General features: G+C 54.9%; 15 protein-coding genes and 1 pseudogene. 7 read left to right on the forward strand and 9 right to left on the reverse strand.

The annotated features are described in order from the left end of the window. The first annotated feature begins 20 nt into the window (after nucleotides 1–20). The gene (locus tag CKQ53_RS04525; RefSeq protein WP_094118712.1) at nucleotides 21–470 is read left to right on the forward strand and encodes an NUDIX hydrolase; all 450 of its coding nucleotides are present in this window, start codon (nucleotides 21–23) and stop codon (nucleotides 468–470) included. A gap of 14 nt (nucleotides 471–484) precedes the next feature. Here the strand turns inward: CKQ53_RS04525 and CKQ53_RS04530 are convergent, their stop codons facing one another. Continuing rightward, complete coding sequence (locus tag CKQ53_RS04530) at nucleotides 485–1,300, reverse strand: CPBP family intramembrane glutamic endopeptidase (RefSeq protein ID WP_118894702.1); 816 nt, start codon at nucleotides 1,298–1,300, stop codon at nucleotides 485–487. Between the two features lie 416 nt (nucleotides 1,301–1,716). Between CKQ53_RS04530 and CKQ53_RS04535 the strand changes: the two genes are divergently transcribed. Continuing rightward, on the forward strand, nucleotides 1,717–2,622 hold the full coding sequence (locus tag CKQ53_RS04535; protein ID WP_094118711.1) for a hypothetical protein: 906 nt from the start codon (nucleotides 1,717–1,719) through the stop codon (nucleotides 2,620–2,622). 664 nt (nucleotides 2,623–3,286) lie between these two features. Here the strand turns inward: CKQ53_RS04535 and CKQ53_RS04545 are convergent. Together CKQ53_RS04545 and cpxP are read right to left on the reverse strand one after the other, a co-directional pair. Further along, a pseudogene (locus CKQ53_RS04545) lies at nucleotides 3,287–3,448 on the reverse strand (transposase); the annotation flags it as partial. A 375-nt stretch (nucleotides 3,449–3,823) separates the two neighbouring features. Next, on the reverse strand, nucleotides 3,824–4,321 hold the full coding sequence (gene cpxP, locus CKQ53_RS04555) for a cell-envelope stress modulator CpxP (RefSeq protein WP_085653662.1): 498 nt from the start codon (nucleotides 4,319–4,321) through the stop codon (nucleotides 3,824–3,826). A gap of 152 nt (nucleotides 4,322–4,473) precedes the next feature. On the opposite strand from cpxP, the gene cpxR reads away from it, so the two are divergent. The 4 genes from cpxR to CKQ53_RS04575 all read left to right on the forward strand — a co-directional run bounded on the left by cpxR (nucleotide 4,474) and on the right by CKQ53_RS04575 (nucleotide 9,663). Then, entirely contained in the window at nucleotides 4,474–5,172 is a 699-nt protein-coding gene (gene cpxR / locus CKQ53_RS04560) for an envelope stress response regulator transcription factor CpxR (protein ID WP_085653661.1), read from the forward strand. Beyond that, nucleotides 5,169–6,539 carry an envelope stress sensor histidine kinase CpxA gene (gene cpxA, locus CKQ53_RS04565; protein ID WP_085653660.1) on the forward strand — a complete coding sequence of 457 codons (1,371 nt, stop codon included), beginning with the start codon at nucleotides 5,169–5,171 and terminating at the stop codon, nucleotides 6,537–6,539. Before cpxR ends, cpxA begins: the two co-directional genes overlap by 4 nt. A gap of 200 nt (nucleotides 6,540–6,739) precedes the next feature. Then, a complete protein-coding gene (locus CKQ53_RS04570; protein WP_094118708.1) occupies nucleotides 6,740–8,929 on the forward strand; it encodes a PA5441 family protein in 2,190 nt (729 codons plus the stop codon). Next, on the forward strand, nucleotides 8,899–9,663 hold the full coding sequence (locus CKQ53_RS04575) for a DUF3142 domain-containing protein (protein ID WP_094118707.1): 765 nt from the start codon (nucleotides 8,899–8,901) through the stop codon (nucleotides 9,661–9,663). The genes CKQ53_RS04570 and CKQ53_RS04575 overlap by 31 nt, the downstream gene beginning before the upstream one ends. Here the strand turns inward: CKQ53_RS04575 and CKQ53_RS04580 are convergent. Continuing rightward, complete coding sequence (locus tag CKQ53_RS04580; protein WP_094118706.1) at nucleotides 9,660–10,124, reverse strand: tRNA (cytidine(34)-2'-O)-methyltransferase; 465 nt, start codon at nucleotides 10,122–10,124, stop codon at nucleotides 9,660–9,662. The two genes, CKQ53_RS04575 and CKQ53_RS04580, sit on opposite strands and share 4 nt — an antisense overlap. 131 nt (nucleotides 10,125–10,255) lie before the next feature. On the opposite strand from CKQ53_RS04580, the gene CKQ53_RS04585 reads away from it, so the two are divergent. Next, a complete protein-coding gene (locus CKQ53_RS04585) occupies nucleotides 10,256–10,534 on the forward strand; it encodes a hypothetical protein (protein WP_094118705.1) in 279 nt (92 codons plus the stop codon). A gap of 9 nt (nucleotides 10,535–10,543) precedes the next feature. Here CKQ53_RS04585 and CKQ53_RS04590 read toward each other — a convergent pair whose 3' ends face one another. The 5 genes from CKQ53_RS04590 to ugpA form a co-directional block, all read right to left on the reverse strand. Then, nucleotides 10,544–11,500: an AEC family transporter gene (locus tag CKQ53_RS04590; RefSeq protein WP_094118704.1), complete on the reverse strand. Its 957-nt coding sequence runs from the start codon at nucleotides 11,498–11,500 to the stop codon at nucleotides 10,544–10,546. A 166-nt stretch (nucleotides 11,501–11,666) separates the two neighbouring features. After that, nucleotides 11,667–12,416: a glycerophosphodiester phosphodiesterase gene (gene ugpQ, locus CKQ53_RS04595; RefSeq protein ID WP_094118703.1), complete on the reverse strand. Its 750-nt coding sequence runs from the start codon at nucleotides 12,414–12,416 to the stop codon at nucleotides 11,667–11,669. Further along, nucleotides 12,413–13,489 (reverse strand): sn-glycerol-3-phosphate import ATP-binding protein UgpC, encoded by a 1,077-nt coding sequence (locus CKQ53_RS04600; protein ID WP_094118702.1) that lies wholly within the window; start codon nucleotides 13,487–13,489, stop codon nucleotides 12,413–12,415. Before CKQ53_RS04600 ends, ugpQ begins: the two co-directional genes overlap by 4 nt. Nucleotides 13,490–13,495: 6 nt before the next feature. Next, nucleotides 13,496–14,344 carry a sn-glycerol-3-phosphate ABC transporter permease UgpE gene (ugpE, locus tag CKQ53_RS04605; RefSeq protein WP_085653800.1) on the reverse strand — a complete coding sequence of 283 codons (849 nt, stop codon included), beginning with the start codon at nucleotides 14,342–14,344 and terminating at the stop codon, nucleotides 13,496–13,498. Beyond that, nucleotides 14,341–15,228 carry a sn-glycerol-3-phosphate ABC transporter permease UgpA gene (ugpA, locus tag CKQ53_RS04610; RefSeq protein WP_094118701.1) on the reverse strand — a complete coding sequence of 296 codons (888 nt, stop codon included), beginning with the start codon at nucleotides 15,226–15,228 and terminating at the stop codon, nucleotides 14,341–14,343. Before ugpA ends, ugpE begins: the two co-directional genes overlap by 4 nt. Nucleotides 15,229–15,250 lie beyond the last annotated feature (22 nt).

A 15,250-nucleotide genomic window follows, 5' to 3' on the forward strand; every position in this document is an offset into this window, starting at 1 on the left:
TGTAATTAAGGCTTCCTCCCATGAGACACCGTCCCGCTTCCCGACTTTTGGTCATCGACCCGGCGCAACGCGTTCTGCTGTTTCAGTTCTCCCATCACGGGGATGCTCTGGCGGGGCAAATTTATTGGGCCACTCCCGGCGGTGCCGTTGAAAGCGGAGAAAGCGTTGAAGAAGCGGCGCGACGGGAACTTTGGGAAGAAACTGGATTCGCGACGGCATCACTCTCCCCCTGTATCGCCACGCAGACATTCTCTATGAGGTTGGATAACGGTGAAGAGGTCATCGCCGAAGAACACTTCTTTATTGTCCGCGTCGACCACGCAGAGATCGACGCCAGCGGCTGGAGCGACAACGAAAAACGCGTCATAAGCCAGTACGCATGGTGGTCTTTTGCTGAACTGGCCCTGACAGACGATACGGTTTACCCCGATAACCTGCTCTCACTGCTACAGAAACATCTCTCGGATTAAGACGCCCAAGGGCGTCAGCGCACAAAAAAGGGATAGGTAAAGCACAGCAAATGGATGAGGTTCAACGCGAAATGAAACGCCGTCGAGACCCACAGCCGACCACTCCACCACCAGGCTGCCCCGTAGATCAGTCCTGCCAGCCCGGCGAAAATCATCATCAGCGGCCCAGCCTGAAAGTGCGCCAGACCAAATAACGTCGCGGTCACGATCAGCGCGGGGAGAGGGCCGGCACATTCCGTCAGGCGTCTTTGCAAATAACCGCGAAACAGCGCTTCTTCCGCCAGAGAAACGAAAAGAAGATTGGCCAACACAAACTGGCCCAGCCATACAGGCCAATGCCACTCGAATCGTAAGCCACCGAGGGCGACGGCCAGCAGCAACAGGGCCGGCATCGTCAGCATCAGTAGCCCCCACTGCCAACACGGCCTTGAGACAGACGTCGCCTTGTAAAACAGACCGGGGATCGCCATCCACAGCAGGAAGGGCGCGATAGCCTTATCAAGATTGTAAGAGAGCGAAAAAGGGGCACTGTGCGGACCCGCCACAACATGCTCAAGCACTTTGGGGTTGTGAAAACCGGGCACCAGATGCAAAAACAGCAGTACACAAAGCAGAACTAAAAGCCCTTCGCCGCCGACCGCAATCCACGTTCTGTCCCGATAGCGATGCAGCCAATATCCTATCAACATCGCCACGCAGAGCGTCCCCACGGCAGGCAGTGTGATAACGCCCTGCAACCAGGCACAAAGTAACGTGAATGCCAGCAACACCCCAGCGACGGTGTGATGTAATGCCAACACAACAAGCGCCAGCCCTAGCAGACACGCCATCTTAACTCTCCGTTTATGCTTCTTGATGATGCATCGTTTCCGCCGACCAATCTGACCGCCGGAATAGCATCATCGCTCAGACAAGGCTACGCCACACCATCTACTTCGTAGCGCAAAATAATACGTGATGTACCCTAGCGGTAATTCCGCGCGAAATGCGGTAAACATGGCCTGTGATTAAGGCGCGGTTTAGGTGAAGGAGGGAGAAGAGAGGGAAAGAGAACCCGCAGCGCCACAGCGAATGTTCGTGTAGTAAAACATTTGCCGGGAATTCGGATGCATAACTATGCGACAAAGCGATTCCAGGGCATCGAAACACTTTGGGGGCGGCTGAAGCGTTGCGCGTAACAAGCGTTATGGTAACCTATTCATTAATAACATATTTATGGACGCAAAAACCACATGGAGCGGATTTAGTGGAGCACAATAAATTTATGCAATATGGCCGCGGGTTAGGCCTATGGCAGAATCCCCGGGAAAATATTAAGCCAGAACCCGTAACGTACCTCAAAGATGACCCCATTTACCTCACCCCCGCAAAAGGAGAATGGGTCGATCAGATACAACAGTGCAAAAAAGAAAATAACCCATTAGAGAACGGTGTCTTTATCTGGACAGAAATTAAGGGGACAGGACACGCTTTTGTCTCTGTTCATGAGGGTAATAATGCTTCTGTTTTCACTTATGGCCGATTCGGTAGACGGTCTGGTATTGCCGGAGTTGTCGGTGATGGTATTCTTAATTTTTTGCAATTTGAAGATGCGAGAAAATATTATCGAGAAGAATTATACAAGATGGAAGCCAAAGCGTTCATAATTACAGACGCAGATCCGGTGATTACAAGAATGTACTTTGAAAAATTGTGGCATTCAGGAGTAAAAGCAAAAGAGACTCCATTTATGAAGGACAGTACTAAAAGAAATGGACACACTATTGATCAATACGATGTCACTGGCGTGAACTGTACAACCCATGCAACAAAAGGCGTAAAGATCGCTGGATCACAAGTCTTTAAAAATGGGTATACAACTAACTCTCAGCTGTATATCAAGTATGAAGAAGATTTTGCAATACCTGTATCACTGCGAAGGTATTTAGAGAAGAAAAGCAAAGAGCAATCCATGCTTGTTGTTGATATGACCAGTGAGTTTAAAAAACAGTATCCTAACATCGATAACCATACACCTATAAGTGAAAATACACTTGAAATGGTTGTGGGTAGGAGCGTCTCTGAAGTTTCCTCAAGTATCGGAGAAGTATCACCTTATTCTGGAGGTACTTTTGGTGGATTATTAGAAGGAATGCATGATGTTAACAAGTAAAAGCAAAACGTTTATACGATGGTTCAGTATTTCACTTTCATTTTTATTTTATTATTTGCTGGTTGGTGGGGTCGGTGCAATATCCTTTGATAAGGATATCATGTACTCTTCAGAGAAGAATATATCTATTGAATATCACAATGCTATTGTGGAATTGATGCAAGAACACATAGATTCAATTTATTGGGCTTCATTTATTGCTTTTCCTATCTGTATGATTATGATTCTTTTAATTTTTAAAAAGATAAGATAACCACTGATTTGTTATCTTTTCGTTTATAATTATTTTAGTATTACTTTGTTTTATAGTCTTATTAGTTGTTTAGTTAAATACTGGGGATTATCTGTGATCAGAACAATAACATTACCCCATCAATGCCATTGTTCTGATTATGACTATAAGTTTAATCCTGTTATGGCTACAACGTATCAAGAGATTGAGCCTTTATTTAGTTTTAGAAATGTACCTGAAGGGGGGGCTCTCAGATGTGGTGTAGAGCCTGCCGTACCAAAGGTATTGCCGATGGTAAAAAGGAAAAGGCATAATCTCATTGAAGATATTCTTGAGATCCTTTTTACACTTAATTTTTTGCTATTTAAGTAAAAATCCGCCTTCATAGAAGGCGGCTTTGACACGGCCCCCTAAAAGGGGGCTTAAACACTATTATTCCAACCCCAGTTGCATTTGTTTTTCCGCTTCCTCTTTCGCTACCTTGTCCTGATACCTGACATATCTGCGAATAATCTCTTCGTTCGCTCCTACCGAGTCCACGAAATACCCTCTTTGCCAGAAGTGATTTCCCCACAATTTTTTCTTTCTCAGATAGGATATTGATAATCTGACAAAGGAAAAAAGCCGTCGTGCAAGGACTGAGTCTGCGATTCACACATATCCGGGATACGCGCTGTAAAAAGTGACCCCATGGTGTCCACACTTGAGGAAAAAAACCGGTTTTTGGCCTGTATCCGTCCACATGCTAACCGCTTGCATTTGGTTTATATCTTTTTGTTTTGAAAGGTGTTTACCGGAAATAGCCAAAAAAAAGCCCTCCATCAAGGAGGGCAAATAGACAGGGATGGTGTCTATGGCAAGGAAAACAGGGTCTATCATCTACACACACAACGTTTCACTATCGTTCAACAACTCACAGGGACTGCTCAGGGATTCCGCTTTTGCGCTGCCTACACCTCAGTCAAAGGCTCACTTCGGCACGCTAAAATATTTTTCCTGCTGATTCGCGACTGAGATTTGCTCGCGAATCACTTCCATATGCTGCTCATGCTTACGACGCAGCACTTCTTTCTGTTCCGGCGTCAGCAGGCTGTACATCTGATTACGCACCCGGGCCATTTCCACCTGGCGTGCAATCTGCGCCTGCGTCATTTTATTGATTTGCGCCCGTACGGCCGCCTCATCGAATTTTTCAGCTATAACCAATTGATACATTGTTTCTACGTCCTGCGCGGAATAGGGAGGCATGTCATGCCGCACTTCCTGCATCAGATCACGCATCTGTTGGCGTTGCTGTTCCGTCAACTTCACGCCATCGAACATCCTTTGCTGACTAGGAATGCGTTTCGTGGCAGAGTCATTCTGCGTCAGTTCTTCCATCCCAAGCCCCCCGGCGTCGGCTGCCGTAGCGATGCTGGAACCCAGCAACAGCAGTGAAGCGAGAGACAATAAGGTGGTGCGCCGCATCAATAACTCCTCAGTAAGTTGTACCGCTCAGCGAATTGATGGGTTCAGTCTAAACACCCCGCTGCAAACATGCGTCAGACGGTGTAAAACTACGTAAAGTCATGGAATAGCGGCAATCTATGGCGTATTTTGCCCGAGGAGGTAGGTAACTCATGAATAAAATCCTGTTGGTTGACGATGATAAAGAGCTGACTTCCTTATTGAAGGAACTGCTCGAAATGGAAGGGTTCAACGTGGTGGTGGCCTATGACGGCGAACAAGCACTGGGCGCGCTGGACGATTCAATAGATCTGCTGCTGTTGGATGTCATGATGCCGAAGAAAAACGGCCTTGATACCTTGAAGGAACTGCGTCAACGCCATCAGACGCCCGTCATTATGCTGACCGCGCGCGGCAGCGAGCTGGACCGCGTACTGGGTTTGGAACTGGGCGCCGATGATTATCTGCCGAAACCGTTTAACGACCGGGAGCTGGTGGCGCGTATTCGTGCGATCTTACGCCGGTCAAACTGGACAGATCAGCAACAGGTGGGCGAGACAACCGCACCGACGCTGGAAGTGGATGCTCTACGTCTGAATCCCGGCCGTCAGGAAGCCAGCTTCGACGAGACTGTGCTGGATTTGACCGGTACTGAGTTTACCTTGCTGTATCTGCTGGCGCAGCGCCTGGGTCAGGTGGTATCCCGAGAACACCTGAGTCAGGAGGTGCTCGGCAAACGGCTAACGCCTTTTGACCGCGCCATCGACATGCACATTTCCAATCTGCGACGTAAGTTGCCCGACCGCAAAGACGGCCTGCCGTGGTTTAAAACCTTGCGCGGACGAGGCTATCTGATGGTGTCCACCGCATGATCAACAGCCTTACTGCCCGTATTTTCGCCATATTCTGGCTGACGCTGGTCCTGGTGCTGATGCTGGTGCTGATGCTGCCCAAACTGGACTCCCGCCAACTGACCCCGCTGCTCGAAAGCGAGCAGCGTCAGGGATTAATGCTCGAACAACATATCGAAGCGGAACTGGCTCACGACCCGGCGAACGACCTGCTCTGGTGGCGTCGGCTGTTTCACGCCATAGAGAAATGGGCGCCGCCGGGCCAACGCCTGCTGCTGGTGACCACCGAGGGGCGCGTCATCGGTTCGCAGCGCCAGGAAATGCAGATCGTACGCAACTTTATCGGCCAGTCCGATAACGCCGACTTCCCCCAGAAGAAGAAATACGGCCGCGTCGAGCTGCTGGGTCCGTTCTCCGTCAGGGATAGCGAAGACAACTATCTGCTGTACCTGATCCGGCCCGCCAGCAGCCCGCAGTCCGACTTCATCAACCTGCTGTTTGATCGCCCGCTGTTGCTGCTCATCGTCACCATGCTCATCAGTAGCCCGCTGCTGCTGTGGCTGGCCTGGAGTTTGGCAAAACCAGCCCGCAAGCTGAAAATCGCGGCCGACGAAGTCGCGCGAGGCAACCTGCGTCAGCATCCTGAACTGGAATCCGGCCCGCACGAATTCCGCGCGACCGGCGCCAGCTTCAACCAGATGGTGAGCGCGCTGGAGCGCATGGTGACCGTGCAGCAGCGTTTGTTGTCGGACATCTCTCACGAACTGCGTACGCCGCTGACCCGGCTGCAGCTGTCGAGCGCGCTGCTGCGCCGCAGGCAGGGCGAAAGCAACGAACTGACCCGCATTGAAACCGAAACCCAGCGTCTGGACAGCATGATCGGCGATCTGCTGGTGCTGTCGCGTAATCAACACAAAAACGAACTGCATCGTGAACCGCTGAAAGCGGATGAACTATGGAGCGATGTGCTGGACGACGCCAGCTTTGAAGCGGAGCAGATGGGCAAAACGCTGAACGTGCTGTCGCCGCCCGGCCCATGGCCGCTGTTTGGCAACCCGTCAGCGCTCGACAGCGCGCTGGAGAACGTGGTCCGCAACGCGCTGCGCTACTCCAGAACGCACATCGAGGTTTCGTTCTCCGTCGACGGTCAGGGCGTCACCATTATCGTCGGCGATGACGGGCCCGGCGTCAGCCCGGAAGACAGGGAACAGATTTTCCGTCCTTTCTACCGTACCGATGAAGCCCGCGACCGCGAATCCGGCGGAACCGGCCTCGGACTGGCGATCGTCGAAACGGCCATCTCGCAGCATCATGGCTGGGTCAAGGCCGACGCCAGCCCTCTCGGCGGCCTGCAGTTGACGATCTGGTTGCCGCTTTATCACCGCTAATCAGCCCTCGTAAAAAGCGGAAGAGCGCGCAGCTCTTCCGCCTCGATCTTCCCCTTCGCATTGAGTTTTTCCCGACGTCGGGTAGAGTGTGAACCTCATAGGGTCGCACAATTAGCGACTTGCAACGCTGTCTTCGGCGCCAGCCGTCATCTGGGCAGCGTTCCTGAAATCGCCTGACACCTCACCCACAGGAAAAGGACATGAAAGGATTGGCCCTACTGGCTGGTTTGGTTACGACATTACTGATTTCTTCCGCTCACGCCTCTGGCGATGGAATATGCGGATTTACAGATTCTGAATGCGGTATGCCCGCGCTTCCCTACCTGCTGCCGGATAACGATACCCGCACCAACCTGATGTTGCTGCAAAGCAGCCGCAACAAGATAGCGCTCCCTATCCCGCAGCCAATCCCCGACCCAGGACAGTCACGGACCGATCCTTTTACGGCCTACCGAGTGATGGGGCTGGTCGCCACCGAAGCGCCCGACGAGGCGACATCGCCCTCTTCCGATATTGCTGACGCTCAGGTAATACAGGTAGAAAATGCCGAACTGCTTCCCAAAGCGGAGCGACTACATCTGCCCGCACCCATGATAGAAAAGCTCAAAACCCTGTCCCCGCAGGACATGGAAGGGCGAGGAATATCAAATGGCCTCAGCACGCTGGGCGATTTTTTCGATGTCCTGAGCAGTGACGCCGACCTGACGGAAGCGCAACGGATCCTGCTGGCGCAGGGGCGTATCGCGTTGGTCTCGGCGGATTACCCCGCCACCCGAGCCGCACTGGATAAAGATTCACAGCTCGCCAACGGTCATGCGGGTGACTTCCTCCGCTACCTGAATAGCGCGCAAGCCTTCTACAAAGGCGAATTAGAACAGGCCGATAACGACTTTCAGCAGTTGCTGACCGCGGGACAGCCTTGGGTCGCCGAAACCGCCCGCTATATGCTGATTCGCGTTGCGATCAATCAGGCCACTCAGCACGCGCTGGATGAATACGACATGTTTGATATCCGCAAAACAGACAAAGCGGCCGGACAGCGCGCCGTCGAACGTATCGACGGTTACTTGAAGCAGTACCCGCAGGGATTTTATGCCGATTCAGCGCGCGGACTGTATCGCCGCGCCTACTGGATGAACGGCGACCACATCGCGTTAGCCAACCTCTATAATCAAGCGCTGACGTCAGTCGACAACGTGCCCGCCCTGCTCGATATCAGTAACGAAATTGACGATAAATTGCTGGAAAACAGCGATTTCGTCTCGTCCGATGCCGTGCCATTGCTGACTCTGGTGCAAGACCTCAAACGGCTGCGCAGTTCAGACGGCTGGATGAACTTGCCGGCGCTGACGCAAGAGGAGATTGAACAGCAGCGTTCCGGGTTCGAACGCGCGGGCATGCACGCCGAGTTTCTCTATCTGCAAGGGGCTTTTCAGTTCTATTCCCGGCGGGATTACGAGGCAGTGCTCCGCACCCTCCCCGCCGCCACTGGTCAGGACCTGACGGATACCGTCGCCTATAGCAGTCAGGCGCTGCGCGGGCTGGCATTGGATCAATTACAACGTTGGCCGGAAGCCGAAACGCACTGGCGTCATTTGCTGACGATGAACACCCTCTACACCCAACAGCAGTTCCTCCAGCTCGCGCTGGCCCAAACGCTGGTCGATAGCGGTCATCCGGAGCAGGTGTTTGCGGCGAATAGCCCAGTCAAAAATCTGCGCTTCCGTTCCGCCATCCTTAAAGTCAGCGCCGACGCTAACCTATTACGCCAACAGACCGGCCCGCAGCAAACGCCCGCCGAACGCGCTATTGCGCTGGATACGCTGCTTACCAAGGAGATCACACACAGGGACTACGCAGGGTATCTGAAGGACAGCGAAAAACTCGCCGCCATTCCACCGCTGAAAAGCACCGAAAACATGAGTTGGGACGAGGAAGATCTGACGGCGTTCTCCTGGGACGGCAGCGATACCGAGGAAGGCTATCAGTGCTCAAGCCTGCAAGAAACGGTGGTCCGCCTGAACAAAAACCCGCAGGACGCGCGCGCCGTCAACTGCCTGGGTGAGTTCTTCCTGCGTACCGGCAATACCGTGGGTTTCGACTGGGGGGAAAACAACATGCTGAACGGTCTGACCGACGCCAAAACCCAATATCAGGGACCGGAGTTTAATCGGCTGGACGGCTATATTGAGGTGATCGCCAACCCGAAGGCCCCACCGGAAGACAAGAGCTACGCGCTCTACCGTGCAATCTACTGTTACTCCCCCAGCGGCTACAACAGCTGCGGCTCTCAAGACATCAGCAAGGCCACTCGCAAAGCCTGGTTCAGACAGCTCAAAACCGAGTTTAAGGGTAGCCAATGGGCCGAGCAGCTCAAATATTACTGGTAGCGCGTCGTTTTATCATCGCCAGCCTGCTGCTCACCAGCATCAATGCGGATGCCACGACCGTCAACGCCGCCCGCTATAACGCCTTCTGGCTGTGGGCCGCCGTGCAGCCCCAGCCGGTACTGCATCAGGCCGATACGCTGTATCTGCATCAGGGAGAGATTGCGCTGCGGCGGGGCGACGTCGTATTCCTGCGACAGGGGCTGCCTGCCAGCACGCTGACGGTCAAACATCTGTGGCTATCGTTCCGGGTGACCACGCTAGACTTCGGTGAACCTCAGCTGGCGCGCATCCTCAACATCGCCCAACGCTGGCGTGCGCTGGGCAATCGAGTCGAGGGCATTCAAATTGATTTCGATGCCGCCAGCTATCATCTCTCCGGCTACGTCGCTTTTCTACAGCAGCTGCGGCAGCGTCTGCCGTCGGACTACCGTCTTAGCGTGACCGGGCTACTTGACTGGGCGAAAACCGGTGAAATCTCTCAAATCAACCGGCTAAATGACATCGTGGACGAACTGGTGGTGCAGACTTATCAGGGGCGCAATACGGTGAACCGCTACACCGAGTACCTTCCGGCCTTGCTAACCTTGCGAGTGCCGTTCCGACTTGGGCTGGTGCAACATGGGCGCTGGGACGAGCGCTGGCAGCATCGACTGTCTGCCTCGCCGTTTTATCGCGGGGCCGTTGTCTTCCTGCTCAATCCCCCGCCCGCCAAGCGTTCTACGTTGACGCGTTAGCTTCTGCCGCCGAAGCCGTTCTGGCGCCAGGCTTCGTAGCTGATAATCGCCACCGAGTTGGAAAGGTTCAGACTACGGCAGTCCGGCTCCATCGGGATGCGGATGCGATACTCCGGCGCGATGCCGTTACGCACGGAGTCAGGCAGTCCGGCCGTTTCCGAACCGAACAGCAACACGTCTCCGGGCTGATAGGTGGGGCGATCGTAGGGCTGACTGCCTTTGGTCGTGCAGGCAAAAATGCGACAGCCGGGCACCGACGCCAGAAAGGCTTCGTAATTCGCATGACGCTGGACTACGGCCAGATCGTGATAATCCAGTCCGGCCAGGCGCAATTTCTTCTCTTCGAAGTCGAAGCCCAGCGGTTCAATCAGATGCAGAGAGCATCCGTTGTTCGCCGCCAGCCGGATGATATTGCCGGTGTTGGGCGCAATTTGCGGTTCGTAAAGCGCAATATGGAACATTCAGATAACGTCTGTCGTCAAAAAGGTGGCGGCAGTATATCGTATCCCTGCGCACCACCCCAGCCTGCGGGCGACGGCGAGACAATTAACGACTAAACTTAAGCGACAGGCGGCTTTCCCGCGGAGGACGTATGCACCACAACGTGATTCGGACAGTCATGCTCGGCGTTTTACTCTCATCGATGGCCCTGTGGGCAAATGCAGCGCCCCTGCCATCGACCCAACAGCAACAGTTTGAAAGCGGCATCGGCAGCCAAAAACGGCTGCAACAGCAGATGCAACAGGATCAGAAGTTACAGCAGCAGCAGTTGAATCAGAGCATCCAGCAAAACAGCGCCGCGCGACAGCAGCAGCTCAGGCAGCAACAACAACAGACGCAACAGCGCGTGATGCCGTCAACCACGCCCTGAGAGCCGGCGTTATATACGAACGCCCATCAGCGTCAGGATGAGCGGCGTCGTCACCGCCGCCAGCAACGTGGATAACAACAGACTGGCGGCCACTGGGCCGCCCAGCGCGTTGAACTGACGCGACATCAGATAGATGTTCACTCCGATAGCCATTGAACCCAGCAGAACCACCACTCGTGTTTCCATCTCAGGCAATCCCAACGCAACCGCCAGCAACCACACGATAAGCGGTTGTACCAACAGCTTGATGATGCAGATGGCGACGCTGATTCTCCACCCCTCGCGGATCTGATACTCCGCCAGCCCCATGCCCAGCGCCACCAGCGACAGCGGAACGGCGCTCTGGCCCAGCATATTCACCGAGCGCTCCGCCACCTCGGGCAACGGCAGACCGGTAAAGCCAAACAGCGTGCCAGACAGAATACCGATGATCAGCGGGTTTTTGAGCACGCCCAGCGCGGTGGCGGTGAATCCCTTTAACGATAGCGCGCCATTGCGAGCCCATTCGACGGACACGGTGACCAGCGTCCAGAGGATCAGGCCGTTGAAAATCAGCACCAGCGCCACGGAGGGGATCGCCTCCGGCCCCAACATCATCGTGGCGATAGGCAGACCCAGCATGACGTTGTTGGAGAAAATACCGCTCAGCGCAAAGATCGAACCTGATACCCCATCTAACTTGAATACCCAGCGGGCAATCACACGCCCTAATATAAACACGGCCAGACAGCTGCCGAAGAAGGCAATCAACAAGCGGGCATCCACCGCCGGGCGGTCGGCGAAGTCGCACATCATAAGGAATAACATTGCGGGTAGCGCAATATTGAAAATGAAACTGGTCAATGCGTCAGCGATGTCGGCCGGCCAATGGCCCACGCGGACGAGGCCATATCCCAACGCAATCAGAACGAAAAGAGGTAAAGACAGATAAATCTGGTGCCAGAGTGAAACAATAAACGCGGGCATAGCCCTTCTTCCTTAATGTTTGCGACATCGTCCCTGAGCCGCCTCATAACGGCAGGCTCGCTCTATCCATACAGAGGATAATGCGAAACTGCCGGATGACGGCATCCAATGCGGCTAAGAATGGAAAACGCCGAGCGTTGACCGACATGCCATCCTGGAGACAGCTTCAGTCGGCGATTTCCGCTGTCCCAATCAAATCTATCCGGTCAGTGCAGATAGCATCAACGCCCCAGCGCAATAAGTCTTGCGCCCGTTCCGGCTGGTTGACGGTGTAGACCAGAATTCGCAACCCAGCCTGCTTCAACTCCGCCACGCGCGCTTCATCGAGGAGCGCATGATTGAGGTGAATCGACACGCACGCCAACCGCTGCGTCAGCGTCAGCCAGTCCTCGCGCCACTCGTCCAGCAGCAGCCCGCGAGGCAATTCAGGCGCCGCCTGCTGAGCCGCTTCCAACGCCTCGACGGAGAAAGAAGACAGCAACGGAGGAACAACACGATGTTGCCACAGTTCCCGCGCCGCCAACGCGACGACCCGGCCGGTTTCCGCTTCCTTACCGGTAGTCGGCTTAATTTCGATGTTCACCAGAATATCGTAACGAACGCTGCGCTGCGCCACGTCCGCCAGCGACGGCAAATGTTCGCCGCGGAATGTCCGTCCAAACCAACTGCCCGCGTCCAGCCGGGATAGCTGTTCCCAGCTCTGCTCGCCCGCAATCCCCCAACCGTTGGTGGTGCGATCCAGCGTGTCATCGTGCAGCAGGAAAACCTGCCCGTCGCGCGACAGCTTGGCGTCAATTTCAATCATTCGATGCCCGTAACGTGCGCCAGCATCAATCGCCGCCAGCGTATTTTCCGGCGCCAGTGAACCACCGCCACGATGGGCGACATAAGCAGGATAAGGCCAAGAGTGTGTCATCGTTCCATCCGTAATCCGCTCTGCGAATCAAATATATGCCACGACGAGGCCGGCACATGCAGCCAGAGGGTAGCGCCCACGGCCGGACAATATTCGTGCGACAAGCGCACGATGACATTCTGCCCTGCCCACCGTCCATACGCCAGATTATCCGCGCCCAATAATTCCACCGTGTCGACCGTCATCGGCACGGCATTGTCCGGACCGTCCGCCAGTAGAATGTGTTCCGGCCGAACACCGAGGGTCACTTCTCGCCCCCGCCACTCGGGTTTTGAAGCTGGTAGCGTTAACGCCAGATCGGAGGATAAGATCAGCCGGTCGCCGTCGTCACTGACCCGGCCTGAGAGCAGATTCATGGCGGGCGACCCGATAAAACTCGCGACGAACAGCGTTGCCGGGCGACGATAGATCTCGGCGGGCGCGCCGATCTGTTCGGCCACGCCCTTGTTCATGACGATCACCCGCTGCGCGAGCGTCATCGCTTCGACCTGATCGTGCGTGACATACAGGCTGGTGGTCCGTAGCCGCTGATGCAGCTGCCGCAGCTCCAGCCGCATCTGGACACGCAGCCGGGCATCCAGATTCGATAACGGTTCGTCGAACAAAAACACCGCCGGTTCTCGCACGATGGCGCGCCCCATCGCCACCCTCTGGCGCTGACCGCCGGACAGCTCGCGCGGTTTACGCTCCAGCAACGGCAGCAGCTCCAGAATCCGCGCGGCTTCTTCGACCCGTTTACGGATCTGCTCTTTGCCCAGACCGCGAATTTTCAGCCCGTAGGCCATGTTTTGATAGACGCTCATGTGCGGATAAAGCGCGTAATTCTGGAACACCATCGCAATACCGCGATCTTTCGGCTCTTTTTCCGTAACGCGCTCGTCGCCAATATAAATATCGCCGCTCGTCGTCTGTTCCAGACCGGCGACCATGCGCAGCAACGTCGACTTACCGCAGCCCGACGGGCCAACGAGCACGACGAACTCCCCATCGGCCACGTCCAGGTTGATGGGGTTGATGATCTGCGTTTTGCCGTCGTAGGATTTAGTGACGGCCTGTAGTTTTAACGATGTCATAGCGTCTTATTTCTCACTGTCGACCAGTCCACGGACAAACCAGCGCTGCATCAGCAGCACAACCAATATCGGCGGCAGCATGGTGAGCAGCATCGCCGCCATCACATGCTCCCAGCGAGTCGGGCTGTCGCTGCTGGCGATCATGCTCTGAACACCCGCCACGGCGGTGCCGAGACGCGAATCGCTTACAATCAGCAGCGGCCACAGATACTGGTTCCAGCCGTAGATGAAAATAATGACGAACAGCGCCGCCAAATTGGTTTTGGATAACGGCAGCACCATGTCGAAGAAAAAGCGCATCGGACCCGCGCCGTCGATACGCGCCGCTTCCATCAGTTCATCCGGCAGCGTCATGAAACACTGCCGGAACAGAAAGGTTGCGGTGGCCGAAGCCATCAGCGGCAGCGTCAAACCGGTGTAGCTGTTCATCATGCCGAGATGAGAAATCACCTCCACCGTCGGGAAAATACGCACCTCCACCGGCAGCATCAGGGTGGTGAAAATCATCCAGAAAAAGACCTGCCGTAGGGGAAAGCGGAAATACACCATGGCGTAGGCAGACAGCATCGACACGCTGATTTTCCCCACCGTGATGGTCAACGCCATGATGAAACTGTTGATCAGCAGCCAGCCGAACGGCGCGCTGTTGTTGTTGCCGACCCCATGCTGCCAAATGGTAGTGAAGTTCTGCCAGAGATGGCTGCCGGGGATGAGCGTCATCGGCGCCTGCGAAGCCTGCGCCTGATCCAGCGTCGCCGTCACCACCGCGATATACAGCGGAAACAGCACCACCAGCAGCGCGACCGCCAACATGACATGGCTGAAAATATTCAGCCCGCGACGATGCTCAATCATTGATAGTTCACCTTACGCTCAACGAAGCGGAACTGAATCACCGTCAGCACGATCACCAACACCATCAGCACCACCGACTGCGCGGCCGAACTGGCGAGATCCAATCCGGCAAAGCCTTCGCGATACACCTTATAAATCAACGTGGTTGTGGCCTGTACCGGGCCGCCGGCCGTCGCGGCGTCAATCACCGGGAATGTATCGAAGAATGCGTAGACCAGATTGACCACCAGCAGGAAGAAGCTTACCGGCGAGATCAGCGGCAGCACCACATTGAAGAAACGCCGGACTGGTCCCGCGCCGTCAATCGCAGCGGCTTCAATCAGAGAGCGCGGCACAGACTGCAATGCCGCCAGGAAAAACAGGAAGTTATAGCTGATCTGTTTCCAGACCGACGCCACTACCACCAACAGCATCGCCTGACCGCTGTTCTGAGCATGATTCCAGTCATAGCCCAGGTGACGTAGCCAGTAGGCGATGAGGCCCAGACCCGGATTAAACAAGAACATCCACAGCACCGCTGCCACCGCGGGCGCGATGGCATAGGGCAAGATCAGCAGTGTCTGGTAAATCCGCCGCCCACGCGTCACATGATTGACTAACGCCGCGAGAAACAGGGAGATGATCAGCCCGAAAAACGTGACCAGCCCGCTGAACCACAGGGTGGTGTAGAACGACTCGAGATAGTAGGGATCGTGAAACAGCTGGATAAAGTTATTCAACCCGGCAAACCGGCTTGATAGTCCAAACGGGTCGACGTCCTGCACGGAGTACCACAGCGCCTGCCCGGCGGGCCAGAGGAAGAATATCGCCGTAATCGACAGCTGCGGAAGCACCAGCGCATAAGGCAGCCAGCTGCGGCTAAAAACGGGGCGGGAAGCATTCATCGGATAATCTCAATAGGAATAG

The organism is Lonsdalea britannica (genome assembly GCF_003515985.1).
In the GTDB taxonomy this organism is placed as follows: Bacteria; Pseudomonadota; Gammaproteobacteria; order Enterobacterales; family Enterobacteriaceae; genus Lonsdalea; species Lonsdalea britannica.